The organism is Deinococcus piscis, from assembly GCF_014653275.1.
GTDB lineage: Bacteria > Deinococcota > Deinococci > Deinococcales > Deinococcaceae > Deinococcus > Deinococcus piscis.
Genome location: NZ_BNAL01000009.1, coordinates 43,346 through 69,741, shown reverse-complemented (window position 1 = coordinate 69,741; position 26,396 = coordinate 43,346). Strand labels below are relative to the sequence as shown.

The following is a 26,396-nucleotide window of genomic DNA, read 5'->3' as shown; positions in this document are numbered from 1 at the left end:
TGTGTAGCAATTGATTCTGTTCTGGGCATAACAACGCCTCGGAGTATAACCCATAAACGAAGTGAGGGCTAGGGGGGAGCGCAGAGCTGGTTTTCTCTCCGTTGCTCGGTGACGCGCCAGTAGTACCCGTCCGGGTCGGTGACGCGGAAGTCGGTGAGGCCCCAGGGCTGGCGAACCAGGGGGGAAACCTGCGGCGCGTGGGCCACGGCCTGGGCGTGCGCAGCCTGCACGTCGGGCACTTCCAGCACGAGTTCTACGCCCAGGCCGCGCCTGCCGGGGTGCGCCAGCGGGTGCCCCGGTGCAAGGGTGCGGAAGTCCTGCACGGCAATTCGCACGTCACCCCGGCGCAGAGCTTGATAGGAGGCATGCTGACCCATCACCTCGAAGTTCAGCGCCTCCCGGTAGAACTTCACGGACGCCGCCACATCATTTACGAACAGTTCCAGGCGCAGCCTCATGACCATGCGGGCCGTGCCGACCACGGTTCCACCGTGCCGATGATGAAGCGCCGCGCATCCTGCTCGATGGCCTGCCAGGTGCCCGCGCCGATTTCGGCGTTCGTCAGCCAGCGGGCACCGTGCGGCGTGAGTTGAAAGCCCAGGATGACCTCGCGGTAATCGGTGCCCAGGGCGTGAAACCGCTCCTGCCGGGCCAGCCCCGGACGTGAAGGGTCAGCCGCTGCACTGCCAAGAACGTGGAAATACGGGCCAATCACGACTTCAGCTACCGCAAACGGCGCTTCGGGAACGACCGAGTGAATCCACACCACCGCCCGGTCAAAGGGGCCGGAGGCGGCCAGCGCCGCTTTCAGGGTGTCCGGGTCGCGGTAATCCAGCAGGAGGGGATGCAAACGGGGATGCGTGACGTCCGGGGCGTGCCTGGAAATGGAATAGACCTCATCTCCGGCATCCAGCAGGCGCTGAACCGTGCCTGAAAGCATGCCCGTGCCGCCCACCACCAGCGTTTTCATTCCGCTGGAAACGCTCGGCGTCATGTGGGTTGTCCTTTGATGGTGTGACGTTCGCTGCCGCTCTGAAACGTCAGTTCAAACGGCGCAGGCACGGCGGGGCGGCCCACCGGAAACCAGCCGCGCCCTTCTTTGACCATGATCAGCATGCCGTCGTGGCCGCCCAGCGCCGTGAACGTGTCGCTCTGACCGCCAAAGGGGCGCAGGCCGTACTGCCGCCCCATCGCTGCCAGAGCCTGCGGCACGTCCGGCACCACCACGCCCAGTTCCGAGACGTGCAGGACGCTACTGGAATCGAACACGGCGTCCGAATCGTGTTCCAGGCTGTGCCGGGCGATGAATTCCATGATGTTGCCCGCCGGGTCGTCGAAGTACAGGTTGGTGTTGTTCCAGTGTGGGCCGGAGACAAAACATGTGGTGCCATCCTGGTCGCTCAGCAGCGGCACCCGCCGTTCCAGCCAGGCCTGCGCCTCGGCCAGTCGGTTGCGCGGAATGTCAAACGCGACATGGTAAAAGCCGCTGAATGTCTCGTAAAAGTCGTGCAGCGCGGCCAGGTCACGGGTGTGGAGGGTCAGGGCCTGAATGTTCACAGCTCCACCTGTCGCAAGTGGTCCGGCTGGGGCGCAGCTGGCGTGCTGGCCGTCTTCTGCGCCTGCTGCCAGGTGTGCAGCGGAACCATGCCCAATTCTGGCAGGGGTGTTCCTTCCAGCGGGGCCATGAACTCCAGCGAGTGGCCGTCAGGGTCTCTGAAATAGTAGGAGATGGCGGGCATCCAGGCATGAACCAGCGGAATTTCGGTTCCGTCGTCCAGAAAGTTGCGTCCAGTGAGGCCGCGCTCTTTGAGCCAATCCGGAGCGTGCAGGACATCATCCAGGGAGCAAGCAAAAGCAAAATGCTGCGGCCTGACAGCTTCGCCAGCAGCGGTTTCCCACAGACCGAGCATGGCCTGGTTGCGTTCGCCCACCCAGTAAAAGGCGATAGGACGCTGCGGGTCTCTCAGGCCCAGTTCCAGGCCCAACACCTCGCCGTAAAAGCGCATGGAGCGCTCCAGGTCGGCCACCTTGATATGTGTTTCGTAAAGTCCAGTGATCATACCCACAGCCTAAAACCTCAAGTAAAGTTGAGGTCAAGCCCTGGAGGTGGCTGCCTATGACTGTCTCTGAACTGACCCCCGCGCAGGTGGCCGAGCGCAGCGGGTTGAAGGTGTCGGCCCTGCATTTTTACGAGAAAGAAGGGCTGATTACCGCCACGCGCACGGGCGGGAACCAGCGCCGCTACCCGCGTGACACCCTGCGGCGGCTGGCCTTCATCGGCGCGGCGCAGCGGGTGGGGATTTCGCTGGCCGACATCCGCACGGCGCTGGCCACCCTGCCCGAAGGTCGCACGCCCACCGCTGCCGACTGGGAGCGCCTCTCGGCAGTGTGGCGTGAAGAACTGAATGCCCGAATTGCCACGCTGGAACGCCTGCGCGACGACCTGAACGGCTGTATTCGCTGCGGCTGCCTGAGCCTGGACAGTTGCCGCCTCTACAACCCAGGCGACGAGTACGGGCGTCTGGGGCCGGGTGCCAACCGGCTGACGGGGCCGCCGCGTGCCGGTCCGTGAGCCTGCGCTCTGGCGACCCAGGCCGCAGTCGCTTCCGGCCAGCGCGGGCTAGACTGAGGCAGTGAGCACCGAGCCGACCCCCCAGTACAGCCTTTCTCGCGCTCGTTCTATGTTTTCTGTCCTGCACGCCTCCGGGGCCTCGCTGTGAGCGCCATCTATCAGCGCGCCCGCCCGATTCACTGGGATGAGGTGGTGGGGCAGGAGCACATCAAAGGTGTGCTGAAAACCGCTCTGGAGCAGGGCCGCGTCGGGCACGCCTACCTGTTCAGCGGGCCGCGTGGCGTGGGCAAGACCACCACCGCCCGACTGATTGCCATGACCGCCAACTGCACGGGCCCGGAGCCCAAGCCCTGCGGCGAGTGCGAGAATTGCCGTGCCGTGCGGGCCGGGTCACACCCCGACGTGCTGGAAATTGACGCAGCCAGCAACAACTCGGTGGAAGATGTGCGCGACCTGCGCGAAAAAGTGGGCCTCGCGCCCATGCGTGGCGGCAAAAAAATCTACATCCTCGACGAGGCTCACATGATGTCCAGGGCAGCCTTCAACGCGCTGCTCAAGACACTGGAAGAACCGCCGGAGCATGTCATCTTCATTCTGGCGACCACCGAGCCGGAGAAAATCATTCCTACCATTCTCTCGCGCTGCCAGCACTACCGCTTTCGCCGCCTGACGGCTGAGGAAATCGCGGGCAAGCTGGCCGGGCTGGCGGAGGGTGAGGGCGTGAGCGCCGAGCCCGAAGCGCTGGGCCTGATTGGGCGTTTGGCCGACGGAGCCATGCGCGACGGCGAAAGCTTGCTGGAACGGATGCTGGCGGCAGGCACGGCTGTGACGCGGCGGGCGGTAGAAGAAGCGCTGGGCCTGCCCCCCGGCGAGCAGATGCGGACGCTGGCGGCGGCACTGGCCCAGGGTGATGCTGGCCCAGCCCTGAGCGGCGCGGGCGAGCTGTACCGCGCTGGCTTTGCGGGCCGCACAGTGGTCGAGGGCCTGGTTGAAGCATTGTCGCAGGCCATTCATGCCGAGCTGGGCGTGCTGGACGGCCCCGAAGCCCAGGCCGCCCGCCTGGAAGGAGCGGATGTGCCCCGGCTGCTGCGCCTACAAGCCGCGCTGGACGAGCAAGAAAGCCGCTTCTCGCGCGCCGCTGACCTGCTTAGTCTGGAGCTGGCGCTGACCCACGCACTGCTGGCAGCAGATGGTGGGAGCAGTGGGAGAGACGCCCCGGCCCGCGCTGCGGTAACCCCGGCGGCCTCTTCCTCGCCAGCGGGCGGCGACCTGGCCGCGCGGCTGGGCCGACTGGAACGCGAGCTGGCCGCGTTACAGGCCGGAAGCGGTGGAGTCGCTGCTGCCGCAGCTGGTGCGGCAGCCCCTGTGGTCGAGGACTTTGACCCCGGACAGCGCCGCCGCGCTCCGGCAGCCCCGGCACAACCTGCCCCACGCGCAGCGGCCCCCCAGCCCGCAGCTCCAACGGGCGGCACCTGGGCCGATGTGCTGGCGCAGGTCAGCATGCAGACCCGCGCTTTTCTCAAGCCCGCCCGCATGCACGCCGAAGTTGGCTATGTCAGCCTCAGCTATGACGCCCGGGGCAGTTTTCATGCCCGGCAGATTGCCACCAAGTTGGACGAGCTGACGCCGCTGCTGGAGCGGGTCTTTGGGCCAGTGACGCTGGAAATCATCACGGCGGACGGTGGGCGCAAGATTCCTGTCGGTGGAGGTCAGGCGGCGGTGGGGCGCACTGCGGTCACGCCTGCGGCCTCCGAACCGGAACCGGCCCAGCCATCCCAATCCCATTCCCAGCCATCCCAGTCCCAGCCACCACAGCCGGAACCTGCACTGCAACCTGAGCCGAAGTCCGCTGACCAGCGGGCCCTGGACGACTTTGATCCCCTGGACCGGCGGTCTGCCTCGGCCCGTCCCACAGCCGCCCCAGCAGCCGCTCAGGCACCAGAGCCAGAGACGCAGCTGGCAACGCAGACAGAGCCCTCCAGTTCGGCTCCTCTCCGCCCTGCGCCCCCGCCCACTCCGGACGATATGGCCGCCGCCCCACTGCCGGGCGAGGCCCCTCTCTGGCAGGACGACCCTGCCGAGGAACCGCCGCTGCCTGTGGGCGCAGCAGAACACACCCCCGAAACTCCGGCGGAGACGGCCACCCGCGAGCTGTACCTGGGCGAGCCGGTGACGGAAGAGCCCGCCTGGGAGGACTTTGGGGCACCTGCTGAGCCTGCGCCCCCGTCAGGAGGTGATGGGCCGGGGGGAGCCACGCGGGGTGAACCCGCCGCTGCTTTAGCTCCTGCGCCCCGCCCAGCCGCGCCCGCCGTGCGGCAACCCACCGCCCCAGCCTCTATTCCTGCCGGGGCCGCATCCGGCGCACCCATCCGCGATATTCGCGCCCACCCCATGTATGAGGACATTCGCGGACGCTTCGCCGGACAGGTGCGCGAGATTGGCAAGAACCGTACGCCGCCGCCCACCGCCGCCCCCGAAGAAGAGGCCAGCGAGGAAGAATAACGGGCCCCCGTGGTGGAGCCGGGCTAGAAGGGGCGCGGTGAGGTTCCCCAGAAGCGGCCTCCGGTCAAGCTGCGCCTACACTGGACTTATGGACTCCACCTTTGCCGATGTTCAGCGGGCCTGGGCTTACCGCCCCGCCGACCCTTTGCCTGGCGTGCCGGCAGGTCCCCTCAGCGGTCTGACGTTTTCGGTCAAGGATCTGTTCGGGGTCGCGGGCTGGCCACTGACCGCCAGCACCCGCGCTCCACTTCCGCAGGTGCCTCCCAGCCCTTTGGTCACGCACCTGCTGGAGCTGGGGGCCAGCGCAGTAGGCAAGACGCATCTGCATGAAATTGCGATGGGCATTTTGGGGGCCAACGCGTTCGGCGGCACCGAGCATCCCTTCTTGCCGGGCCATGTGAGCGGCGGCAGTTCGTCTGGGGCGGCGGTGAGTACGGCCCTCGGTCAGGTGGACTTTGGGCTGGGTACCGATACGGGCGGGTCTATCCGCATCCCGGCGGCGTGGTGCAGCATTTACGGGTACAAGCCGACCAAAGGGCACCCCGCTTGGCCCACGTCAGGGGTACTGCCGCTCAGCCCCACTTGCGACCACAGCGGCCCGCTGGCCCGTGAGTTTGGGACCATCGTGCGGGTGCATGAGGCCCTGAGCGGCGCGGCAGTTCCGGCGCAGAGCTGGGCCGGGTTGCGGGTCGGGGTCTGGCACCCTGAACGCTGGCTGGATGAGGACGCGTCGCGGGCCTTGACGGGCATGGCGCGGCGGCTGGAGGCGCTGGGGGCCGCGTTGCAGCCGGTTCAGCTGCCCGACATGCTGGACGCTTACAGCCCCATCGTGGGCCACGAGGCCGCCCAGGTTCACGCCTCTGCCCTGGCCCAGGCTGACCCCGGCTTCAGCCCGGAGATTCTGGACAAGCTCCGGGCGGGCCAGGCCCTGACGGACGCTGAAGTGCAGGCCGCCTACACTCGGCGCGGGGAGTACCGCGCTCTGCTGGCTGAGCTGTTCAGCGCCTGTGACCTGATTCTGGCTCCTGCCGTGCCCTGCCGCCCGCCCCGCGTGGGCGTAGAAGAAGTCGCTTTGGCGGGCGGCCCGGCCAACATCCGCCCCGCTGCGCTGCGGCTGACGGCTCCCTTTTCCATGCTGGGTGCGCCTGCGGTGGCGCTGCCTTCGGACATGGACTGGCTGGGCGTGCAGCTGGTGGCTCCTTGGGAGGGGGACGCCCGCTTGCTGGGGCTGGTGCGGGAGCTGGCCGGATGAAGGGGCGCCCGTCCTCGGCACTGACTCTGTGCCTGGCGGCACTCCTGGGCGCTGCGCTCACCGCCTGTCAGCCCCTGCTGGACAGGGGAGATTTGGAGTGGGGCGAACCGGGTGAAGCGGTGCTGAAAGAGTGGCGTGAAGGGGTAGAGGAAAGGGGGCCGCAGCGCTGGCAACTTGGGCCAATTCAGAGCGTAACTCTTACCTATCCTAAGGGCACCCAGACTGCTGTCAGCGTACAGGTGGACAGCACGGGGCTGAGCAACATAGGCATTGCCGAAGATGTGGTGGGGATGCTGAACAATGCCTACAGTGGCAAGCCACCCGCCTCGGCCCGTTACCGCGAGGAGTGGACCGTAGGGCAGGTGCAGCGGGAAGGAAATGGCATCAACCTCTGCTTTTATGCCCTGCGCGCCAGCTTGACCCCCAAAGGCGCGCCGCTGGCGGGCCGGGGTGTGGTGACCGTAGACAAACCTATCCCCTGTCCGCCAACCGCGCAGGGGGGGCACGGCATGAGCTTCAGGTCGTTGCCCCTGCGCCTGGATGAGTGGAACACCGTCTTTTTTGGCCGCGTGGGCGAGCCGGATGGATGGAGATACGCCGCCGCAGTTTACCCTTCCAGTCAGCCGCTGCTGCATAAGGGCCGCGCTGAAGGGGGGATGACTGTCATCTTGGAGGCGCAGGCGGGGCAAGCCGTAGAGGTGACTGAAAATGGCTTCCGTACGCCGCCCGTGCCGACGCTGGCAGAGTTGCGTGAGCGGCTGAACTGAGTCCTGGGGCGCCTTTAGCTCTGCTGCTTGGTCTCCCGCGTGTCCAGGTCCAGCGGCACGTAGGCGGGGCAGTGGCCCGTACTCGCCGTGCCCAGCATGAGGGCGCCAACGCCCAGCAGCCCGAAGCGGGCGGCCCCCCGGGTGCCCAGAGCGGCGGCGAGCGCAGCTCCTCCCACCACGCTGCGGAGGCTGCGGTCCATCTTGCCCATGTTCTGTGTCATGCCCCCATGCTGTCATCTCCCTGCCGGGCAGATGTCCGCCCCCAGGCCCAGGCCAGCGTATGGGCCGTGACCAGAGCCGCTGGAAACAGGGCCAGCGACCCGGCAGGTGGCGGCGGCACTTTTGCGCGGCCCAGGGCACGTTCGGTCAGCAGCGTGGCAGGCAGGACCAGGCCAGCCGCCGTCCAGACCCCCGGCGTCTTGCGGCCCAGCGCGGCGGTGGCCCCTATATGCCACAGAGCATGGAACACATTGGCCCGCACGGCAGCGCGGAACAGGGCATGCCGCCCGCCGCTCACCGTGCCCACTCCGGCCAGGGCCAGCATCATGCCGCCCATCACCTTCACGCCACGGTTCATGTGTTCCTGAGCCGCCTCCCTGGAGAATGGCACCCGCACTGGCGGCTCAAAGGTTCGCAGGTCGCGCAGCTCCTCGGTGTCGTGGATGACCCAGGTCAGCAGCAGGGCCAGCGGGTAGGCGGCGTGCAGTCTGGCGGGCTTGCCCAGGGCATCCCCGCCTTCATATCTCCTTTTGTGCATCCCCTATTTTGCCTCATACCAGTTGTCGCTGACCCCCGCCTCCACGGCCAGCGGCACTTTCAACTCCACCACACTCTCCATCACCTCTTTGGTCAGCGCAGCGACCTCCTCGGCGCGGTCAGCCGGAGCCTCGATCAGCAGTTCGTCGTGGACTTGCAGCAGCATTCGGGCCCCCAGCTTGTCCAGGCCCGGTTCCAGGGCGACCATCGCCATTTTCATAATGTCAGCGGCGGTGCCCTGAATCGGCATGTTGTAGGCCAGGCGTTCGCCAGCTTCGCGCAGGTTGCGGTTGCGGGCCGTAAGCTCCGGCACGTAGCGGCGGCGGCCATACAGGGTTTCCACGTAACCGTGCTGCCGCCCAAATTCCAGGGTCTGCTCGATGTAAGCCTGAATGCCCGGATAAATGCCGAAATAGTTCTCGATAAAGCCAGTAGCCTCGGCATACGGAATCCCCAGCTCATTGCTGAGGCGGTGGGCGCTCATGCCGTACAGCACGCCAAAGTTCACTGTCTTGGCGGCGCGGCGCTGGTTCGCGTCCACCGTGGCCTCATCCAGCCCCAGCACCTGCGCGGCGGTGCGGCGGTGAATATCGGCCCCTTCCTGAAACGCCCGCTGCATCAGCTCGTCGCCTGCGATGTGGGCCATCAGGCGCAGTTCCAGCTGCGAGTAGTCGGCGGCCACCAGCCGGAAGCCCTTGTCTGCAATAAAGCCCCTGCGAATCTGGCGGCCTTCTTCGGAGCGGATGGGGATGTTCTGAAGGTTGGGGTTGAGGCTGCTCAGGCGGCCCGTGGCCACCGCCGTCTGGGCAAAGGTGGTGTGCAGCCGCCCGGTGCGGGGGTTCACCAGCCGGGGCAAGGGGTCCAGGTAGGTGCCGCGCAGCTTTTCCAGCTCGCGGTATTCCAGAATCAGCGGAATGATGGGGTGCTCGTCCCGCAGCGGTTCCAGGGCACTCATGGCGGTGGAGCGCTTGCCGGTCAGCTTGGTTTTCTTGCCGCTCGCCAGCCCCAGCTCGTCGTACAGCACGGCTTCGAGTTGGTCACGGCTGCGGATAGAGAACTCGTGGCCTGCCTGCTCATGAATTTGGGCTTCCAGCCGCTCCAGTCGTCCTGCCAGCGCCAGTGAGAGGCCCTGAAGGTATTCGCTGTCGAGCCGCACGCCCCGCGTTTCCATGCGGGCCAGCACGCCGCTGAGCGGTTTTTCCACGTCCCGGTACAGCTTCATTCGGGCCTCGTCCAGCTGCGGGGGCAGCAGCTCCAGCAGCTGCGCGGCGATGGCGGCGCGGGTGCCCGCGTCTTCCGGCCAGTCGGTGTTCAAGTAGCGTTTCGCCACAGCCGGCATAGCGGTGTTGGCCGGGTCTAGCAAGTAGGCCAGCAGGAGGGGGTCGTCACCGGGCCTGACTTCACTGCCCCGCACGCTGAGCCAGACGGCCAGGGCTTTGGCTCCAGCGGCGTCCAGCTCTTGTCCGGCCAGCGCCGCTGCCAGCACAGTGTCGTCTGCCTGGGGCTGCGGCTCTTTGGCCTTGCCGCGCTTTTTGGGCGCTTCTGCGTCCAGCTCGAACAGGGCAGGGGTTTGCGGAAGCAGTGGCACGGGCCGGGCCACCGTGCCGTCCAGCCAGGCCGCGCCACGCAGCTCGGCGGTCAAGTCGTCTTCGCGGCTCAGCACATAGCCCCAGGTGGCGTCCCCAGCGGCCTTTGGCTCGGGGGCCTGCCACTCGCCCGCTTCGGGCGCTGTGAACTCGCCCAGGGTTTGTGGGGCCTCGGCTGCGATGGGCGGTGCAGCCGCCGTCATCTCACCGGCCACCAGTCGGCCAATTTCGCCGCGCAGCGAGTCCAACTCCAGCTCGTCCAGCAGCGCATGGAGTTCTGCGGGGTCACCGGCACCACGGGCGACCCGCAGCTCACAGTCCAGGTCCAGGTCGCACACCATTTGCGAGAGTTCGCGGCTAAACCGCACTGCTTCTTCGCTGTCCAGCAGCTTTTGGCGGGTGCCTTTGGGCTCCAGCGTCCCAGCTTTGGCGGCGTCCAGCGCGGCGTCCAGCGTGCCGTATTCCTGCAAAATCTTGGTCGCTGTTTTGGGACCGATGCCTTTGGCTCCGGGAATGTTGTCGCTGGCGTCTCCGGTCAGGGCGCGGAAGTCCACCCACTGCTCCACCGTCACGCCGTACTTGTCCAGCACATCCTGCGGCCCGAACAGCGAGTTGTCGTTCTTGATGACCTGCACGTCATCCGCCAGCAGCTGATAGGCGTCGCGGTCCGAGGTCAGAATGCGCACCTGCATCCCTTCACGCTGCGCCCGCCGGGTCAGCGAGGCAATCACGTCGTCGGCCTCATACCCGGCCACTTCCAGCCGGGGCCAGCCCAGAGCGTCTACCAGGGCGCGGATGCGGTGAATCTGGGGCGGCAGGTCACTCGGCGTCTCAGCGCGGCCCGACTTGTAGTCCTCGTATTGGTCGTGGCGGAAGGTCCCGCCGGGTGGGTCAAAGACCACCACCAGCTGATTGCCCTTTTGCCGGGCCAGCCGCAGCGCCTGACGCATAAAGCCCACGATGGCGTGGGTGCTTTCGCCCGAGGAATTGCTCAGGGGTGGCAGGGCGAAATACGAGCGGTAGGCCAGCGCGTGGCCGTCAATCAGCACCAGCGTTCCGGGCTGGGGGGCGGGGGAGGGAAGAGACATGCGGCCAGTCTACAGGCGGTGGCGGCGCTGCTGACTGCCGGGCTGGGGCCCGGGATGTGCAAGGTGGCAACCTGAACACCCCGCCTCTGGTAACGAGTGCGGGGTGTTCAGGCACTGGCTCTGCTATTGCAAGGGATTCTTCTCTTCACCCCGGCGCAACACCACGCTGGGCGGCGCTGGTTCCACCGTGGCTGTGGCTGGGGCCTCAGCGTGCCGCCCCCCTGACACGCGGTCTGCCAGGGTGCGGGCCGGTGCAATAGGCGCAGGCTCAGAGGGCATGGGCGGGGTGACGGGAGCTGGCGGCGCAGACACTGGAGGAACCGGAGCCTGAGGCCGCTCACCACTCCCGCCCCCCTGTGGGCCCCGGTCTGGGCCAAAGCCTGCGCCCTGAGCAGTTCTGCCGCTGTCACGCAGCAGGCCCAGCAGGTTCACGCCGGTGGCCGTCTCCACCTGCTCTACCAGGCCAATCACGCCCCGTGGCAGCGTCTGCATGGCGCTCTGGGTGGCTTTGCCGTCGCCCGAGTCAATCACGGTGATCCGGTCAATGTCCACCGCTTTCACGCTCTCAGCGAAGGTGTCCACAATCGAGGGCAGCATGTTCAGCACGTAGGCGCGCTCGGCGTCTGGGCCAGCTTCGGCAAAGGCGGCAATCACCTGACGCACGGCCTCGGCGCGGGCGCGACCTTCTTCGATGATGGGCGCAGCCTCGGCCTGGGCTTTGAGCAATTCGGCCTCGCGGCGGGCGCGGGCGGGGGCCACGATGTCGGCTTCCAGGCGCTTTTGGTTCAGGATGATGCGCTCCTCTTCCAGCTGCTGCTCGGCGGTGACTTTGGCCCGCTCGGCAGACACCTGAGCTTCATTCTCGCGGGCCGCCGACTGCGCTTCCAGCTCGGCGCGGCGAATCCGCAGCTCGGTCTGCCGCTCCAAAATCGCCTGCTCGGAGATGGTCTGGGCGATGGTGGCGCGCTGCTTGGCCTGGGCTTCCACTTCGCTGGCTTCGGCGTTGCGGTTGGCCTCTGCAATGCGGGCTTCTTTGAGCACCTCGGCGGTCTGGCGGCGACCAATCGAGTCCAGGTAGCCGCTCTCGTCGGTCACGTTCTGAATCTTGAGCGTATCCAGCCGGATACCGAGGCTGGCCAGGTCGTGCTCAGCTTCTTCCATCAGTGCCTCGGCAAAGCGCAGCCGGTCCTCGTTGATTTCTTCGGGGGTCAGCGTAGCCACCACGCCGCGCAGGTTGCCTTCCAGCGTGTCGCGCACGATGCCGGTCAGCTGCTCACGCGGCACATCCAAAAAGCGCTCAATGGCGTTGGACAGCTGCGGCTCGTTGGCGTTCACTTTCACGTTCGCCACAGCGTGAATTCGTAGCGGGATGCCGCCCTTGGAGTAGGCGTTTTCGATGCTCAGGTCCAGCGGAATGGTGGTCAGGTCCATCCAGCTGGCCTTTTCCAGCAAGGGAATGCGGAAGGCCCGCCCGCCGCGAATCACGCGGTAGCCGACCTGATCGCCGCTGGCTGTGGAGCGGCTGCGGCCCGAAATCACCAGGACACGGTTGGGGGGCACCACGATCAGCATGGTCTGGATCAGGACCAGCAGGATAATGATGGCGATAAGGGTCAGGCCGCCGACAATCAGGGTGGGAATCATAGTGTCCTCCGGGGGGATGAGGGGAAGCGTAGAAGGGAAACGGGCAGAGGCAGGCTCAGGGCTGCAGGGTGTCCCAGGGCTGGACCTCCAGCACGCCGCCGTCCTGGGCGGTCACGATGACGTGCTGTCCAGCGCCCAGCGGAATATCACTGCGGGCTGTCATCTGTTCGGTGCCTGCGCCCACTTCCAGCAGCACACGTCCAGGCCGTCCAGGGGCCAGCGGGACGGTGACCTGCCCGACCCGGCCCACCAACGTGGCCGCCTCGAACGAAACATTGCCGTGTCGGCGGGCCAGCCGGAAGGTATAAGCCGTGATGGCCCCTGCCAGCAGGCCAGTGACCAGGGCGGTCAGCAGCTGCGCGGTGCTGCTCAGGCCCAGCCAGCCGCCCAGCACCCCTGCCAGCCCGAAAAAGGCCGCGAACGAAACCAGCGCCCGCATCGAAAACCATGAAGCCAGGTCGCCCGCTTCGGCGTGTGGGTCCGTGGGCAGGTCCCCGGCGTCTGTGTCGTGGCCGCCCAGCAGCGACAGCAACACCAAGCCGCCTCCTACAATGAGGGCGAGAAGGTAAAAATCCATCAGCTGTGTGTCCTCCTGCTCACTGATACGCAGTGGAGTGGGCCGGAGTTTCCCAGGTGAGCTAGGGCATCAGCCGTTCCAGTTGCCAGCTGCCCTGTGGTGAGCGGGTGTACACCAGCCGGTCATGCATGCGGTTGGGGCGGCCCTGCCAGAATTCCCAGCGCTCCGGCACCAGTCGGAAGCCGCCCCAGAAGTCGGGCCTGGGCACGTCCTGACCGGCGAACCGTTCATGCAGCGCAGCGAACTGGGCTTCCAGCGCGGCGCGGCTGGCGATGGGCGCACTTTGCGGCGTGCTGGCATGCGCGGCGAGCTGGCTCTCGCGGGGTCGTTGGTGGAAATACCCGGTGCTGGCCGCCTCGCCCAGCCGCTCCACGCTGCCGCGTACCCGCACCTGCTGCTCCAGCGAAGGCCAGAAGAACACCATCTCAGCTCTGGGATTCTCGGTCAGCGCTCGGCCCTTTTCCGACTCGTAGCCGGTATAAAAGCTCAGATGACCCGCTTCATCCACCCCGCGCAGCAGCAAGGTCCGTACGCTGGGCTGGCCCTGCGCGTCGGCGGTGGCCAGCGAGAACGCATAAGGCTCGGCCAGCTGGTCGTCCTTGAGGGCGGCCCCCAGCCATTCGCTGAACTGCGCGGCGGGGTCGGGGTTCATCTCACTGCGGCTCAGGGCGGCGCGGGTGTACGACAGGCGCAGGTCGGTGAGGTCGGTCATGCGGCCAGTTTAGCGCTGTAGCACGTCTTCCAGGGGATAGCGCTTCACTTCGCCGCCCCAGTTCACCTCGACCAACAATTGCGCCGCTTGCCGGACCAACGGACGCGGCAGCTCGCGGAAGACGAGACTGCTCAGGCCCAGGCCACCGGCCTGTTGACCGCCATGCGGGAAGAAACGCACCATGCCAGTCTGCGGCTTTATGCAGCCAAGTTCGCGGCCCTGGGCATCCAGCAGCAGCAGGGCCGCGTTCCAGGCGGCTGGCTCCCCCGCGCTGCTCGCCTCGGCATAGAGGTTGACTCCTACAGTCGGGGTCGCCGCAAGGTCATCCGAAGCCAGCAAGTCCAGGGTGTGCAGGATAGTGCTGCGCCGCGTGGCCCGCCCAGGCGTTCCGGGCCGGCCATATTCGCCCAGGTCGCTGTAGTCCAGTCGGCAGTCGCCGCGCAGTAACTCGCTGGGCAGCACCACCTGAACAGAGCGCCCGGCGCCGAGGTCGGCGGCAGGTGTCCTGTTGTCCTCGGTTGCCCTGGGCGTAAAGCAGGCCCGCAGGTACTCGGCGCGGCTCGGCCAGAGTCTGTCTTCCGGGCGGGGAGCCGGGGGAGCAGGGGCCGTCAGGGCGGAGGCCAGCAGCAGCGCAGTCAGGGGCATGGGGTCAGTCTAGACCCAGCTCCACTCCGGCCTATTCCAGCACCTGACACTGCGGGCAAAAGTGGGTGCCGCGCTGGCCTAGCACCGTCTTCTCGATAGGCGTGCCGCAGCGGGGGCAGGGCTGCCCGCCCCGGCCGTAGGCGGCGTGCTGCAGTTGAAAGCCACCCCAGTCGCCGTCATGCTGGCGGTAGTTGCTGACGCCGTTCCCCAGGCTGGAGCCGCCCAGTTCAACCGCCTCTTGCATGACTTCACGGACAGCCGCATGCAGCCGCGCCGCCTGCTCCTCGCTCAGGCGACCCTGCGCCGGATGAATCCGGGCCCGCCACAGCGCCTCGTCGGCGTAGATGTTGCCGACGCCCGCCACAGGCCGCTGGCTGAGGAGCCAGGGCTTGACGGCCCCGGCGCGGGCGGCGGCCTGGGTGAATTCCTCCAGACCGAACTCCTCGCCCAGCGGCTCAGGCCCCATCGCAGCCAGGGTGGGCAGTGCCCCGTAATCGCCGCTGCGGACCACCCGCACCTTGCCGAAGCGGCGGGGGTCATTGAAATACAGTGCGCCGTCGCTGAGCCGCAGGGTCAGCCGGGTGTGCGGGCCTTCTTCTAGCCGGAAGCCGCCGGTCATCCCCAGATGCACAATCAGTTCGCGGTCGGGAGCCGCGTCTCCCTGGGCCAGCGGCAGAATCAGGTACTTGCCCCGGCGCTGCGGCTCCAGCACGGTACGTCCGTGGGCCAGCTCGGTGTCCGGGTACTTTTCGGGGTTGAGGTGCTGGATTTCCAGAACCGTGCGGCCCGTGACCAGCGGGGCTATCTTGCGGCGGGTGGTTTCTACTTCGGGCAGTTCGGGCATAGGGAGTCAGGGTAAAGCCTCTGGGCCTGCCAAACGGTGCGCCCGGTCAGTGTCGGCCCGTGAGCCGGGTCTTCAGGCCTTTTCGCCCAATCGGCGCTCTGTGCCGCCCGTCAGCCGCCGGATGTTGTCGCGGTGCTGCCAGATCAGCAGCAGGGCCAGCACTGTCAGTGCGGCGGTGCCGTACCAGGGCGGCGGCAACTGCACCAGGTAGCTGAAGGCCAGCAGCGCCAGCACGGCGGCGGCTCCAATGATGCTGCCCGCGCTAACATAGCGGGTCAGCCACATGGTAAAAATCGCCAGCACGAATGCAAAAAAGCCGATGGCGGGCGAGAGTGCAGCCACCGTGCCAAACGACGTGGCGACCCCTTTGCCCCCGCGCCCTCCCAGAAATACGCTGAAGTTGTGCCCGATGACGGCCAGCACGCCGCATAGCGCCACCCACTCCGGTTCCAGGCCCACCAGGCGGGCCAGAGTCACGGCCAATACGCCCTTGAGAATGTCAAACAGCGCCACGAAGGCTGCCGGGCCTTTGCCCAGCGAGCGCAGCACGTTGGTCGCGCCGGAATTGCCGCTGCCCACGGTGCGAATATCCACGCCACGTGAGCGGGCCACCCAGGTAGCAGCGGGCACTGCGCCCAGCAGGTAACACAGCGCAGCCATCAGCAGGTTTGGAATCACGACGAACATTCTAAACATGCCGAGTACAACAGATGTCTTAACTGGGCCACCGTACAATGCTAAATATGAATGTTGCCGTCATTGCAGATATACACGGCAACCTCCAGGCCCTGCGGGCTGTGCTGCGGGATATAGAGGCACGCGGCGTAGACCGCGTCATCGTGAATGGTGACTTGGTCAACCGGGGCCCGGACTCTGCCGCTGTGATGCAGGAGCTGCTGGAGCGGGAGAACGTGACCTTTATTCTGGGCAACCACGACGATCTGCTGCGGCTGTGGCAAGAGCGCTCAGAGGACCTGCCGCCGGATTGGTTCACTGACCCCTTCTGGGAAGCCACCGCCTGGAATGCCGAAGCTCTGGACCGGGCGGGACTGCTGTATGTGCCGCAGGGCTGGGCTTTTTCGGAAGTGGTGCGTGTGGAGGGACTGCCGGAGGTGCTCATTGCCCACGGCACGGTGGACAACTACCGCGAGGGCCTCAGTGACCGCATGAGCGCCGAGCGCCTGCGCCAAGTGTCGGGGGGGCACCGGGTGCTGGTGGGGTCACACATTCACCGCCCGGTCATGCACCGCAGCGGCGACACGTTGGTGCTGAATACCGGCGGGGTAGGCGTGTCCGCCGACGGTGATCCCCGCGCCGCCTACTTGCTGCTCACGTCGGGGCCAGGTGGCTGGGAGCCCCGGATTGTCCGGGTGGATTATGACCATGCGGGCAGCCTGCGGCGCTTTGGCGAGAGCGGCTACCTGCGCACTGGCCTGAGTGCTGAGATTTTCCGTCAAGAACTGCTGACTGCGCGCAGCTTGTATACGCCCTACTGGGCCTGGACCGAGGCCGAAGCCCTGCCGCGCACCCCGGCCACCTGGGACCATTTTCTGGCGGCTGAGCCTACCTTCCGGCCCGTATAGTGCTGAAGCAGAGCCTAACCCTCGCTTTACCTGTGGCGGGCGGCTGCGCCGGGTCTGGCATGCTAGAGGCATGAACAACGATATGAGCCGTACAGAAGCTGTCCAGAAGGTGGCCGAGCTGATCAAAGGCATCAAGTTCTGCATGCTGGTCACGCAGACCGATGAGGGCCGCCTGCACAGCCGCCCGGTGACCACCCAGGAGCAGGAGTTTGACGGCGACCTGTGGTTTATCGGTGGCAAGGATACCGAGTGGGTGCATGACATCTCGCAGCGCCCCGAAGTGAACCTGGCCTACGCCCAGCCGGACGGCCAGAACTATGTCAGCATCACGGGCCGCGCCCAGCTGTCGGATGACCGCGCCAAGCTGGAAGAAGTCTGGAGCGACTTTTATAAGGCTTATTTCCCCCAGGGCATAGATGACCCCAACGTGCAGCTGATTCATGTGGAGACGCACGGGGCCGAGCTGTGGGCGAGCAGCGGCAAGCTGGCTTCGGCGTTTGCACTCGCCAAGGGCCTGGTGACTGGTGAGCGCGGCGACCTGGGCACCAACGAAACCGTGTCGCTGGACTAGGCCGGGCCTGTGCGTGCGCTAATCGGGGGCTGACCCGCACAGACGAATAAGTCCATAAAGCAGGGCGCTGGAAGCATATTCTTTCCCAGCGCCCTGCTTCCGTGTCCTGTGTGCCCGGCTTATTCGCTTGGCAGCTGCACGGTCACCAGCTTGTCAGGCACGGGCGATTTCAGCACGATGCTGGTGTCACACTGCACGCCCATGTCCACCAGTTCCATCACCAAGTCGTTGAGGGCGGTGATGTCGGTCACGGCCACCTTAAGCAGCGCAGCGAAGCGTCCGGTCAGGTGATGACATTCCAGAACGTGCGGGTGGTCCTGTGCCCACTGGTCCAGCTCCCCGAACTTCTCGCCGGTATCGAACACGCCTACAAAAGCCACCACGCCGTAGCCGAGGGCTCCCAGCGACACAACTGCGCCATAAGAACGAATCACTTCAGCCGCTTCCAGTCGGCTGAGCCGGTCCGAAACGGTCGGCGCAGACACACCCAGGCGGCGGCCCAGCTCGCGGATACTCAGCCGGGCGTCGTGCTGTAGGGCATCTACCAGCTGAAGGTCCAGCTGATCCAGTTTCAGGGCACTTTGGCCCGTCTTGCGTTTGGCGGCGGTGTCGGTCTTTTTCATAGGTTCCTCTGAGTTTGCAGGAGAAGGCGTGAAGGTGAAAGGGGAGCGGAGTCCGTCTGGGCTTGCCGGGCGGGTGTCAAAGGGCAGAACATTCCTTACGTTTTACTGGAATGCTTGCTGGAAAATATACATCCAGCGTGGTGCAGACCAGACAGTATACCCGAGCTGCCGCGCCGTCTGCCAGGCCCATTCTGGCCTGCAGTGGGCGGCTACACTGCCAGACGTGACTTGTTCAGGTGAACCGCCAGTGGGTAGGCCGTCAGGTGCGTTGGGGGACGCGCTGCGCCCCTACCGTGGGCGGCGGGTGGTGGCCGGAGTGTCGGGTGGAGCCGACAGCGTGGCGCTGCTGCGGGGGCTGCTGGACGCTGGCGCTGAGCCGCTCGCAGCCCACTTTGACCACATGCTGCGCCCGGACTCGGCACAGGACGCCGCCTGGGTGGAGGCGCTGGCCGCTGAACTGGGTGTTCCCTATGCAGGCGGGCAGGCCGATGTGGGCCGGGTAGCGCAGGCGCGGGGCTGGAACCTGGAAGAGGCGGCGCGGCGGCTGCGCTACTCGTTCCTGACGCGCACGGCGAAGGCCGCAGGCATGGAAACGGTGCTCACCGCCCACACCCGCCGCGACCAGGCCGAAACGGTGCTGATGCGCTTGCTACGCGGTGAAGCGGTCCTGACCGGCATCGCGCCGCGCTGGGGTGGGGTCGAGCGCCCGCTGCTGGCAGTGACGCGGGAAGAGATCGAAGCCTATCTGCAGGCGCTGGGCCAGGACTGGCGTGAGGATTCCACCAACGCGGACACGGCCCTGACCCGTGTGTGGCTGCGGTTGGACGTGCTGCCGCTGCTGCGCTCCCGCTTTCCTGCGGCTGAGGAAACGCTGGCGGCCCTGGCTGGCCGCGCTGCTGAAGACGAAGCTGTGCTGACGGGCCTGGCTGCCGCCATACAGCCGCATACACCGCTGTCGGGGCAGCCGCCCGCTCTGCTGCGCCGCTGGCTGCGGGCCGAGCTGGGCGGCGCTGGCCTGAAGGTCCATGCTGGGCAGCTGCGTGAGCTGGCCGCAGCGCTGGCTGTAGGGGAGACCCGGCACCTCACCTTGCCCGGGGGGCAGCCGGTCAGTGTCACGGGGGGGCAGCTCGTGTTGCCTGCCGCGCGACCCAATTTCAGCGCCCCAGACTTTGACCATCCTGCCGAGTGGCAGGGGCGCACACCGCAGCCGGGGGACCGCATTCGGCTGCCGGGGGGCACGCGCCGCTTGAGTGACGTGCTGGCCGAAGCCCGCGTGCCCCGCGATTGGCGCTCCCAGGTGCCGCTGCTGGTGTCGGCACAAGGGGTGCAGTGGGTGGGGCTGCGTCCGCCGGTGTGGGCCGCCGGTGCCCGCGCACAAACCGGCTGGCACGACCCGCTGTGGGCCGGGATGGACGCCGCGTTGGCCCAGGCCAGGGCTGCCGCTGCTGCCCAGGAAGTGCCGGTGGGGGCTGCCGTGCTGGACGCGTCCGGCGCTGTGGTAGGCCTCGGGCGCAACCGCAGCCGTGAGTGCGGAGACATGACCCGTCACGCCGAGCTGGAGGCGCTGCGGCAGGCTGCTGGCGTTCTTGGCACCCCCTACCTGAGCGACTGCACCCTGGTGGTGACCCTGGAGCCCTGCCCGATGTGCCTGGGCGCGGCCCTGGAAGCCCGTGTGGGGCGTATCGTGTATGGCGCGGCCAACCCCAAAGCCGGGGCGCTGGGCGGCGTTCACGACCTGCTGGGCCACCGCTGGGGTGTGCAGCCGCAGGTGCAGGGCGGCTACCGCGCTGGCGAGTGTGCTCGCTTGCTCAAGGAAGCCTTCGCGGGATTTCGCCGGGGCTGAAACATGGCTTAGTCGGCAGCGTCCGCGCCCGTTCCGAACTCGGCCAGCTCATCGGCGTCTGGGCGCTGAAACCAGCGGTCCCATTCCCACAGCTGCTCGCGGGACACCTGAAAAGGATGTTCGCCGCCCGCGTTACGCCCTTCCAGCCGCGCCCACAGCTCATCCAGCGGCAGGTCCAACACATGTAGCCGGACCTCGGCCCCCAAGTCATGCGCCCGCATTCGGTACAGGGCACGCTCCTGCGGGGACCACAGGCCGTAGTCCAGCACCACATTGACGCCCAGTTCCAGCGTCCGGCCCGCCACCGACCACAGCAGCTCGCGCTCCAGCAGGCCGCGTTTGCCCTCCGTATCGTCCACGCCAAACAGCGGCTTCATCCACTCATCCGGGGTCAGGCGCAGGGCGCTCTGTTCGCGCTCCAGGGTGCGGGCCAGGGTGGTTTTGCCTGCTCCGGGCAGGCCGACCAGCAGGTGCAGGGTGGGCATCAGAAGGCCGATGATACGGGGCTGACGGAGTGGGTGCAAGGGGCTACGCACGCGGCGCTTGACTGTGGCTACACTTTAACCATGCTTCCCACTTACGCGGGCTGTCCCACCGAGGTCCTGGTTATCGGCACTCCGCACCTGGCCCAGCTGAAGATGCAGCCGAAGTTGGACGTGACCCTAGACCGTCTGCGGGCTTGGGCACCGGACCAGATAGCGGTGGAAGTGCTGCCCGGTGATCTGGTGGAGACTTACTCGCAACTCGGTCACCCCAATGCCGAGTTGCGGCACGGTGGGCGTCCGGTGGCCTGGCAGTTGGGCCAACGGGCGCAGCAGGTCACGGGCTGGAGCCGCCTTGAGGCGCTGGCACAGGCCCGGAGCGGACCGATTCCACAGCGGGCATTGGCTTATCTGGCGGCGCTGGAGCCGCATAATGCGCTGCTGCACTGGGAAGAGGCTGACCTTCCCGCAGACCTGCGGGCTGACCTGGGGGAGTTCGCGCAGTCGCCAGCGGAAAGCGTGAGCCTGGGCGTGGCTCTGGCCCGTCAGCTGGGACATGCCAGTCTGTGCCTGTTTGATGAATTCCCACTCACAGACTGGCCGACAGAACAGGAGCGGGCTTACTTGCAGGCCGCGACCTCGCCTGATTTTGAGGCGTGGCTGAGCGAACAGCCGGGGACGCAGCTACCTCAGCATAGTGACCACTGGCAGACCCTGCTGGCGGTGAATGCTCCGCAGAGCGTCCAGCAGAGTATTGCTCTGGAAACAGATGTCAATTTCCGGCTGGGCCTGCCGGGGCGCATGAAGCAGGCCGACTGGGACGCCCGCAATCTGGCGATAGCGGCGCGGCTGCGGACGGCCACTCTGCCGATTCCCGGTGACCGGCTCCTGGTCCTGGTGGGGCTGGCGCACAAAGGCCCGCTGGAAGCGGCGCTGCGGGTACTGGGGCCGGATGTAGAGTTGGTGGACCTGCGAGCCCTCGACTGAGACGGGAAGCAGCAAAAATAAGAGCAAAAGTTCAAAATAGATTTGTGTTGCCTGACCTTGCTTCCTTTCTCCATCAGCCGCTCCGGCGCATTGTCTACTATCGCCCGCCATGCGATGCGAATATTGATCTGAACCATTTGGGCACGCACGATGTTGGGCAAGGCGTGGAGCTCATCTTTGATATGGGATATTTCTTCATCACTTGGGATACTGCCGACGAAAAGGGGATTACGGTTCGGATTGGGCGAATGGTGGATTACCTGACCGGTGGAGTTTTTGAAGGCGTATCGGAACACCCTGACTGGAAAGCGCTTATTGGAGAACCGCTCAAAGGTCTAGAGATATTGCTTGGTGAAATCATACTGTACGTGGGCGAGAAGACCGTTTTTATCGTCACTGCTGAGGTTGATCGCCAAAATCCCGAAATCATTGACGGCATGGCCGATAATCTTGTGGTGTTCTTCAGCAAAGAGCGGCGTGCCCGCTTTTTCGCTCAATATCCGAACATCAAACCATAAAAAACCCGCCACCCCTCCTCAGGGCAGCGGGCCTCTTTCCTTCAACCCTCAATCACTCGAACTGCTTCAGCACCCCTTCTAATCTTTCCTTCTGCTTGCCGAAGTCCTCCACGCGCCTGCGCTCTTCTTCAATCACCTCGGCGGGGGCGTTCGCCACGAAGCGCTCGTTGCTCAGCTTGCCCTGCGCCTGCTTGATCTGCTTCTCGAACTCGGCCAGGCGCTTACGCTGCTTGCCCAGCCACTCGTCCACGTCCACGGTGCCTTCCAGCGGCGCGAGGATGGTCACGCCCTGTTCGACTTGACTGAGGGTGCGGCCTTCTAGCGTGTCCACCAGGTCCACGCGGGCCATCTGCCCCACCACGCGGGCGTTGGCGTGAACCACGTCTTTCAGGTCACCTTCGACCACCACGCTCAGGCGGTCCTGGGGCGAGAGGCCCAGCTCGTTCTTGAGGCTGCGGGCGGCATTCACGGCGGCACGCAGCGCGTCAAAAGCGCGGGTGGCTTCGGCGTCGTGTAGGGCGGCGTCACTGCGGGGCCACTCGCTCAGGGCGATTTGGCCCTCATAGCCCAGCGCGGCGTACAGCTCGGAGGTGATAAACGGCATAAAGGGATGCAGCAGCTTCAGAATCTGCGCCAGCACAGCTTTCAGGACGCGGGCCGTCTGCACGTTGCCCGTTTCGAGCGCAGGCTTGCTGGCCTCGATGTACCAGTCACAGAACTCGTCCCAGGCAAAGGCGTACAGCGTGCGAATCGCCGCGCCGATGTCCAGGTCGTCCAGCTGGGCGCTTGCTTCGGCGCTCACGGCGTTCAGGCGGCTGATAATCCAGCGGTCCGCCAGACTCAGCTCACCGTCCGCCTTCAGTTCACGCAGGGCTGTGGCCGGGTCTTCCTGCGGCAGCGTGACGCCTTCGAGGCGCATCAGCGCAAAGCGGGTCGCGTTCCACAACTTGTTGGCAAAGTTGCGGCCCTGCTCATAGCGGCGGTCATCGTGGCGGATGTCCTGCCCGCCGGTACTCAGGAAGGTAAAGGCAAAGCGGCAGGCGTCCACCCCGTACTGCCCGAACAGCTCCAGCGGGTCAATGCCGTTGCCCTTGCTCTTGGACATCTTCTGGCCCTTTTCGTCCAGATACAGCCCGTGCAGCATGATGTCGCGGAAGGGGGCCTGGCCGGTGTGCTCATAGGCAGCCATCTGCATGCGTGCCACCCAGAAGAACAGGATGTCGTAGCCGGTCACCAGCACCGAGGTGGGGTAGAACTTGCGGAAGTCGGGGGCGTCCGTGTCGGGCCAGCCCAACGTGGAAAAAGGCCACAGGTTAGAGCTGAACCAGGTGTCGAACACGTCCGGGTCGCGGCGCAGATTGAGGTGGGCGTAGCGGGGGTCTTTGTCACAGTCGAGGTCGGGGTTGTCCCGGTCCGGCACGTAGATGTTGCCTTCCTCGTCGTACCACACGGGAATCTGGTGGCCCCACCACAGCTGCCTTGAGATGTTCCAATCACGGATATTTTCCAACCAGTCGCGGTTAATTTTCTCGTGGCGGGCGGGGGTCAGGCGCATGTCGCCGTTGTCCAGACCCTTCAGCACGCGCTCGGCTAGCGGTTTGACGTTCACGAACCACTGCTCGGAGATAATCGGTTCCACCGGCACTTTGGTGCGCTCGCTCAGGCCAATCGCGGTCTTATGGTCTTTTTCTTCTAGCAGGTCGCCGCTTTCGCGCAGCGCCCTCACCACACTTTTGCGGGCCTCGAAGCGCTCCAGCCCCTGGAACTCGGCGGGCACCAGTTCGCCCGCCAGGTTGCCGGTCAGGTCGATCACGCTGGGGCGCTCTAGGCCGTGGCGCTCGCCCACTTCAAAGTCGGTGGGGTCGTGTGCTGGGGTGATTTTCAGTGCCCCCACACCAAAGTCCATCTCGACGGCTTCATCGGCAATGATGGGAATCCAGCGCTCGGTCAATGGAATGCGGGCCTGCTTGCCGACCAGATGGCGGAAGCGCGCGTCTTCGGGATGCACGGCAATCGCCTGGTCCGCGAAGATGGTTTCGGGCCGCACGGTGGCAATCCGGATTTCACCCGCGTCGCCGTTGCTTTCGCGCTCGCTGGCATCTTCAAGCCGGTACGACAGGGTGTACATTTTGCCCTGGCGCTCCTCGCGGTCAATCTCCAGCTCGCTGAGCGTGGTCTGGCTGACCGGGTCCCAGTTCACCATGCGCTCGCCCCGGTAGGCCAGGCCGTCGTGGTACAGGTCCACAAACTGCTTGCGCACGGCGCGGCTGAGGCCCTCGTCCATCGTGAAGCGCTCGCGGCTCCAGTCGGCGCTGACGCCCAGGCGGGTCAGCTGGTCCAGAATGACGCCGCCGTACTCTTCTTTCCACTCCCAGACTTTTTCCAGAAACTTGTCGCGGCCCAGCGCGTGGCGGTCCGTGCCCTGATCCTTGAGCTGCCGCTCCACCATCACCTGCGTGCTGATGCCCGCGTGGTCCATGCCCGGCAGGTACAGCGCCTCGAAGCCCGCCATGCGCTTGTAGCGAATCAGGGTGTCAATCAGGGTGTTGTCCAGCGCGTGGCCCAGGTGCAGGTTGCCGGTGACGTTGGGCGGGGGAATCACGATGGTGAAGGGAGGCTTGTCGCTGTGTGCGTCGGCCTTGAACGGCTGCTCACGCCAGAGCGTGGCCCACTTCGGCTCAGTGGCGGCGGGGTCGAACTGTGCGGGGAGGGCGGAAGTGTTTTGGGTGGGGTCGGTCATGGATGCTCCTTTGGAGGTCTAAGGGTCTGAGGGTCTAAATGTCTAAGGAGGTGAGGCAATGCCGCATCCATCTCCCAGTCCAGCTTGGGGTCTGCGAGGTCGGCCCAGTGGAAGGAAAACAGATGCCCGTCGGCGTGGTGCTGCCATTCGTCGGGGAGGCTATCAGGCGCAGCAAAGGCGTAGGTATGCGCGTGAAGCGGTGCGGGAGCTGCGCTTCCCACAGGTACGAGCAGAGGTACTGCGGCTTGCTCAGTTGGAGACCAGATTCCTCCCGAAGTTCGCGCACCGCAGCCGCTTCAGGTGCTTCGGCTGCCTCTACACCACCGGCCACGACCTGGACGCCTGCGCCGCCGTCTGGAACATGGTCAAACACCAGCAGCTCACGCTCACGCACCACAAAGCACAGCACCTTTTCACGTAAGGACCGCGCCGCAGCGTCTGCCCGCGCCTGTGCCTGAGTGCCGTAGAACGTAATCACATCTTCACCGCCTCTCTTTGCCTTTTGCCTTCTGCAAAACACAAAACGCCTCGCCCGCACGGCCTGCTCCGTATGCGGACGAGACGTAGACGTTTGAAAGTCGGAGAAGTCCCGCGTTACCACCGCGCTTCCTGCACGTTCATGCAGGCACTCGTGACGCGCTGTGTCGGGCGCACCCGGACGGGTCTACTCTCCCCAGGTTCATCATGCGGGGATTTCTGCCGTTCTGGCTCGTGGGCGACTTTCTCCGCTTCCCTTCCCACGCAGGCTCTCAGCCACGGCCCGCGCTCTCTTTGGGGGGTGAGGGGGTACTCCTCCCAGTCGTTGCTGACTCGATTGTAGAGGGTGGGCTGGCCTGGGAGCAAACTCCCGACACTGTGCGAAATGACACCCGCTTCATTCTGGAAGGAATACGCTGCGCTCTAAAGTTGCTGGACGAGAAGCCCCGGCCACGAGTTGACACGGCCATCCACCTCGGCTGCGGCTCCGGTCACTATGTGCTGGCTTTACTCCAAGAGGGTTGGCAAGTCACAGCGCTCGATATTTCACCTGAGAACATTCAACTGGTGCAGGAGAGGACTAAGGAGTACTCAGCCTGCCCTTTGCATCGCCGGAGGTCTGCGAGAAGGCGTGGCGGAGAATCGGGCAAAGTGTAAGCGTCAACGGTATCGTAGCTGCCGTTCTATTCGGTTCGGAAGATGAACTGTTGCCGCCAGGAAGGCGCGTGCTGGTCAGTGAGGAAGAAGCCTCACGCCTGCTCCCCGGATCCAAAATTGAGGTCCTCACTGAGTCCAGGCGTGAAGGCGTGCGTGTACGTGACGGCAGCACGTATCAGGCCCAGGAATTTCTCCTAATGGCCCGCCGCCGGGTTGTATGTTCCACCTGCCTTGACCGGGAGCAGATGCAGGCCTGTGCCTTCCAGCACCAGACTCCGGCCAGCCCCAGTGCGCTGCACTTGGAACATTTCCGAGCGACGCCGGAGCTGGGGATGTCCCGGCAGTAGAGAAAATGTGAGGTGCATTCTTCTACACTGGGAAGCATGATCGCTGGCAATTTCTCGGTGTTTCCCTTCTTGTCGGTCCTGCAAATGCTGATGGCGTCGGGACATACTGGCCGGTTGGATGTTCACGGAGAGCCGCGCACCGGGCAGCTGTGGTTCCATGAAGGCACCATCGTGCATGCCACCGCGGGGCAGTTGGAGGGCGAGAGCGCCATGCAGCTGCTGACCACCACCGAGAGCGGCGAATTTCAGTTTGACGGTTTACAGGCCCCCGCCTACGAAACGTTGTCCCTGGCGGGCGACCTGGCGCTGCGCCAGTTGTTTCAGGAGACCGAAGCCTGGAAGCCGCTGTTGGCCGAGTACAGTGATTGGACCCAGCCCTTTGATTTCACGCTGCAGTGGAATGACCGTTTGCCGGTCAACCGACAGCAGTTCCGGGTGCTGCGCAGCATAGAGCGTGGCCTGAGTATCAGCGAGATGGTGGACCAGGGCAACCTGCCCCCCCGGCTGTTGCTGGGCACGCTGCGGCAGTTTGAGCAGGCTGGTCTGATTGTTGCGCGCTGAGTTGCCTCCGTTTTCCCCCAAAGAACAAAAAACAACGCGTATTGACATCGCTCTATTTGGCC

Annotated in this window: 28 protein-coding genes; 11 read left to right on the top strand and 17 right to left on the bottom strand. The window is 65.6% G+C overall.

Features of this window, described 5'->3' with window-relative positions:
* Positions 1-68 precede the first annotated feature (68 nt).
* From IE158_RS05375 to IE158_RS05360, 4 genes are read right to left on the bottom strand one after another with little or no spacing between them, the layout of a single operon-like run.
* Positions 69-482, bottom strand: coding sequence for a VOC family protein (locus tag IE158_RS05375; RefSeq protein ID WP_229838913.1), 414 nt, complete (start codon positions 480-482; stop codon positions 69-71).
* A complete protein-coding gene (locus IE158_RS05370) occupies positions 455-994 on the bottom strand; it encodes a short-chain dehydrogenase (RefSeq protein WP_229838912.1) in 540 nt (179 codons plus the stop codon). The genes IE158_RS05375 and IE158_RS05370 overlap by 28 nt, the downstream gene beginning before the upstream one ends.
* A complete protein-coding gene (locus IE158_RS05365; RefSeq protein WP_189642635.1) occupies positions 991-1,557 on the bottom strand; it encodes a VOC family protein in 567 nt (188 codons plus the stop codon). Before IE158_RS05365 ends, IE158_RS05370 begins: the two co-directional genes overlap by 4 nt.
* On the bottom strand, positions 1,554-2,060 hold the full coding sequence (locus IE158_RS05360) for a VOC family protein (protein WP_189642634.1): 507 nt from the start codon (positions 2,058-2,060) through the stop codon (positions 1,554-1,556). Before IE158_RS05360 ends, IE158_RS05365 begins: the two co-directional genes overlap by 4 nt.
* Before the next feature lie 56 nt (positions 2,061-2,116).
* Here IE158_RS05360 and soxR point away from each other — a divergent pair, with 56 nt between their 5' ends.
* From soxR to IE158_RS05340, 4 genes are all read left to right on the top strand, one after another.
* Positions 2,117-2,572 carry a redox-sensitive transcriptional activator SoxR gene (gene soxR / locus IE158_RS05355; protein WP_189642633.1) on the top strand — a complete coding sequence of 152 codons (456 nt, stop codon included), beginning with the start codon at positions 2,117-2,119 and terminating at the stop codon, positions 2,570-2,572.
* A 144-nt stretch (positions 2,573-2,716) separates the two neighbouring features.
* Positions 2,717-5,074 (top strand): DNA polymerase III subunit gamma/tau, encoded by a 2,358-nt coding sequence (gene dnaX / locus IE158_RS05350; RefSeq protein WP_189642632.1) that lies wholly within the window; start codon positions 2,717-2,719, stop codon positions 5,072-5,074.
* Between the two features lie 88 nt (positions 5,075-5,162).
* Positions 5,163-6,326: an amidase gene (locus tag IE158_RS05345; protein ID WP_189642631.1), complete on the top strand. Its 1,164-nt coding sequence runs from the start codon at positions 5,163-5,165 to the stop codon at positions 6,324-6,326.
* Positions 6,323-7,093, top strand: a complete 771-nt coding sequence (locus IE158_RS05340) for a hypothetical protein (protein WP_189642630.1) — start codon at positions 6,323-6,325, stop codon at positions 7,091-7,093. The genes IE158_RS05345 and IE158_RS05340 overlap by 4 nt, the downstream gene beginning before the upstream one ends.
* 14 nt (positions 7,094-7,107) lie before the next feature.
* Here the strand turns inward: IE158_RS05340 and IE158_RS05335 are convergent, their stop codons facing one another.
* The 9 genes from IE158_RS05335 to plsY all read right to left on the bottom strand — a co-directional run bounded on the left by IE158_RS05335 (position 7,108) and on the right by plsY (position 15,632).
* Positions 7,108-7,314: a YgaP family membrane protein gene (locus IE158_RS05335; protein ID WP_189642629.1), complete on the bottom strand. Its 207-nt coding sequence runs from the start codon at positions 7,312-7,314 to the stop codon at positions 7,108-7,110.
* Complete coding sequence (locus IE158_RS05330) at positions 7,311-7,850, bottom strand: HXXEE domain-containing protein (protein WP_189642628.1); 540 nt, start codon at positions 7,848-7,850, stop codon at positions 7,311-7,313. The genes IE158_RS05335 and IE158_RS05330 overlap by 4 nt, the downstream gene beginning before the upstream one ends.
* A 3-nt stretch (positions 7,851-7,853) precedes the next feature.
* Complete coding sequence (polA, locus tag IE158_RS05325; RefSeq protein ID WP_189642627.1) at positions 7,854-10,523, bottom strand: DNA polymerase I; 2,670 nt, start codon at positions 10,521-10,523, stop codon at positions 7,854-7,856.
* 123 nt (positions 10,524-10,646) lie between these two features.
* The gene (locus IE158_RS05320; protein WP_189642626.1) at positions 10,647-12,167 is read right to left on the bottom strand and encodes a flotillin family protein; all 1,521 of its coding nucleotides are present in this window, start codon (positions 12,165-12,167) and stop codon (positions 10,647-10,649) included.
* Between the two features lie 55 nt (positions 12,168-12,222).
* Positions 12,223-12,744 carry an NfeD family protein gene (locus IE158_RS05315; protein ID WP_189642625.1) on the bottom strand — a complete coding sequence of 174 codons (522 nt, stop codon included), beginning with the start codon at positions 12,742-12,744 and terminating at the stop codon, positions 12,223-12,225.
* 61 nt (positions 12,745-12,805) lie between these two features.
* Complete coding sequence (gene pdxH / locus IE158_RS05310; RefSeq protein WP_189642624.1) at positions 12,806-13,456, bottom strand: pyridoxamine 5'-phosphate oxidase; 651 nt, start codon at positions 13,454-13,456, stop codon at positions 12,806-12,808.
* A gap of 9 nt (positions 13,457-13,465) precedes the next feature.
* Complete coding sequence (locus tag IE158_RS05305; RefSeq protein ID WP_189642623.1) at positions 13,466-14,101, bottom strand: hypothetical protein; 636 nt, start codon at positions 14,099-14,101, stop codon at positions 13,466-13,468.
* 31 nt (positions 14,102-14,132) lie between these two features.
* Positions 14,133-14,945 (bottom strand): DNA-formamidopyrimidine glycosylase, encoded by an 813-nt coding sequence (locus tag IE158_RS05300; RefSeq protein WP_189642622.1) that lies wholly within the window; start codon positions 14,943-14,945, stop codon positions 14,133-14,135.
* Between the two features lie 72 nt (positions 14,946-15,017).
* Positions 15,018-15,632: a glycerol-3-phosphate 1-O-acyltransferase PlsY gene (gene plsY, locus IE158_RS05295; RefSeq protein WP_189642650.1), complete on the bottom strand. Its 615-nt coding sequence runs from the start codon at positions 15,630-15,632 to the stop codon at positions 15,018-15,020.
* Positions 15,633-15,688: 56 nt separating this feature from the next.
* Here plsY and IE158_RS05290 point away from each other — a divergent pair, with 56 nt between their 5' ends.
* Positions 15,689-16,528 (top strand): metallophosphoesterase family protein, encoded by an 840-nt coding sequence (locus tag IE158_RS05290; protein ID WP_189642621.1) that lies wholly within the window; start codon positions 15,689-15,691, stop codon positions 16,526-16,528.
* A gap of 70 nt (positions 16,529-16,598) precedes the next feature.
* A complete protein-coding gene (locus IE158_RS05285; protein WP_229838911.1) occupies positions 16,599-17,099 on the top strand; it encodes a pyridoxamine 5'-phosphate oxidase family protein in 501 nt (166 codons plus the stop codon).
* 119 nt (positions 17,100-17,218) lie between these two features.
* Here IE158_RS05285 and IE158_RS05280 read toward each other — a convergent pair whose 3' ends face one another.
* A complete protein-coding gene (locus IE158_RS05280; protein ID WP_189642620.1) occupies positions 17,219-17,722 on the bottom strand; it encodes an Lrp/AsnC family transcriptional regulator in 504 nt (167 codons plus the stop codon).
* A 223-nt stretch (positions 17,723-17,945) separates the two neighbouring features.
* On the opposite strand from IE158_RS05280, the gene tilS reads away from it, so the two are divergent.
* Positions 17,946-19,565: a tRNA lysidine(34) synthetase TilS gene (gene tilS, locus IE158_RS05275; protein WP_229838910.1), complete on the top strand. Its 1,620-nt coding sequence runs from the start codon at positions 17,946-17,948 to the stop codon at positions 19,563-19,565.
* A gap of 8 nt (positions 19,566-19,573) precedes the next feature.
* Here the strand turns inward: tilS and IE158_RS05270 are convergent, their stop codons facing one another.
* Entirely contained in the window at positions 19,574-20,050 is a 477-nt protein-coding gene (locus IE158_RS05270) for a P-loop nucleotide/nucleoside kinase family protein (RefSeq protein ID WP_189642619.1), read from the bottom strand.
* A gap of 81 nt (positions 20,051-20,131) precedes the next feature.
* On the opposite strand from IE158_RS05270, the gene IE158_RS05265 reads away from it, so the two are divergent.
* Positions 20,132-21,034: a DUF5694 domain-containing protein gene (locus tag IE158_RS05265; RefSeq protein WP_189642618.1), complete on the top strand. Its 903-nt coding sequence runs from the start codon at positions 20,132-20,134 to the stop codon at positions 21,032-21,034.
* A 44-nt stretch (positions 21,035-21,078) separates the two neighbouring features.
* Positions 21,079-21,552 (top strand): hypothetical protein, encoded by a 474-nt coding sequence (locus tag IE158_RS05260; RefSeq protein ID WP_189642617.1) that lies wholly within the window; start codon positions 21,079-21,081, stop codon positions 21,550-21,552.
* A gap of 52 nt (positions 21,553-21,604) precedes the next feature.
* Here the strand turns inward: IE158_RS05260 and IE158_RS05255 are convergent, their stop codons facing one another.
* Both IE158_RS05255 and IE158_RS05250 read right to left on the bottom strand, forming a co-directional pair.
* A complete protein-coding gene (locus IE158_RS05255; protein ID WP_189642616.1) occupies positions 21,605-24,292 on the bottom strand; it encodes a valine--tRNA ligase in 2,688 nt (895 codons plus the stop codon).
* A 34-nt stretch (positions 24,293-24,326) separates the two neighbouring features.
* Positions 24,327-24,770 (bottom strand): NUDIX domain-containing protein, encoded by a 444-nt coding sequence (locus tag IE158_RS05250; RefSeq protein ID WP_229838909.1) that lies wholly within the window; start codon positions 24,768-24,770, stop codon positions 24,327-24,329.
* A 206-nt stretch (positions 24,771-24,976) separates the two neighbouring features.
* Between IE158_RS05250 and IE158_RS13750 the strand changes: the two genes are divergently transcribed.
* Complete coding sequence (locus IE158_RS13750; RefSeq protein WP_373295827.1) at positions 24,977-25,426, top strand: class I SAM-dependent methyltransferase; 450 nt, start codon at positions 24,977-24,979, stop codon at positions 25,424-25,426.
* Between the two features lie 383 nt (positions 25,427-25,809).
* Positions 25,810-26,334, top strand: coding sequence for a DUF4388 domain-containing protein (locus IE158_RS05240; RefSeq protein WP_189642614.1), 525 nt, complete (start codon positions 25,810-25,812; stop codon positions 26,332-26,334).
* The last annotated feature ends 62 nt before the right edge of the window (positions 26,335-26,396 follow it).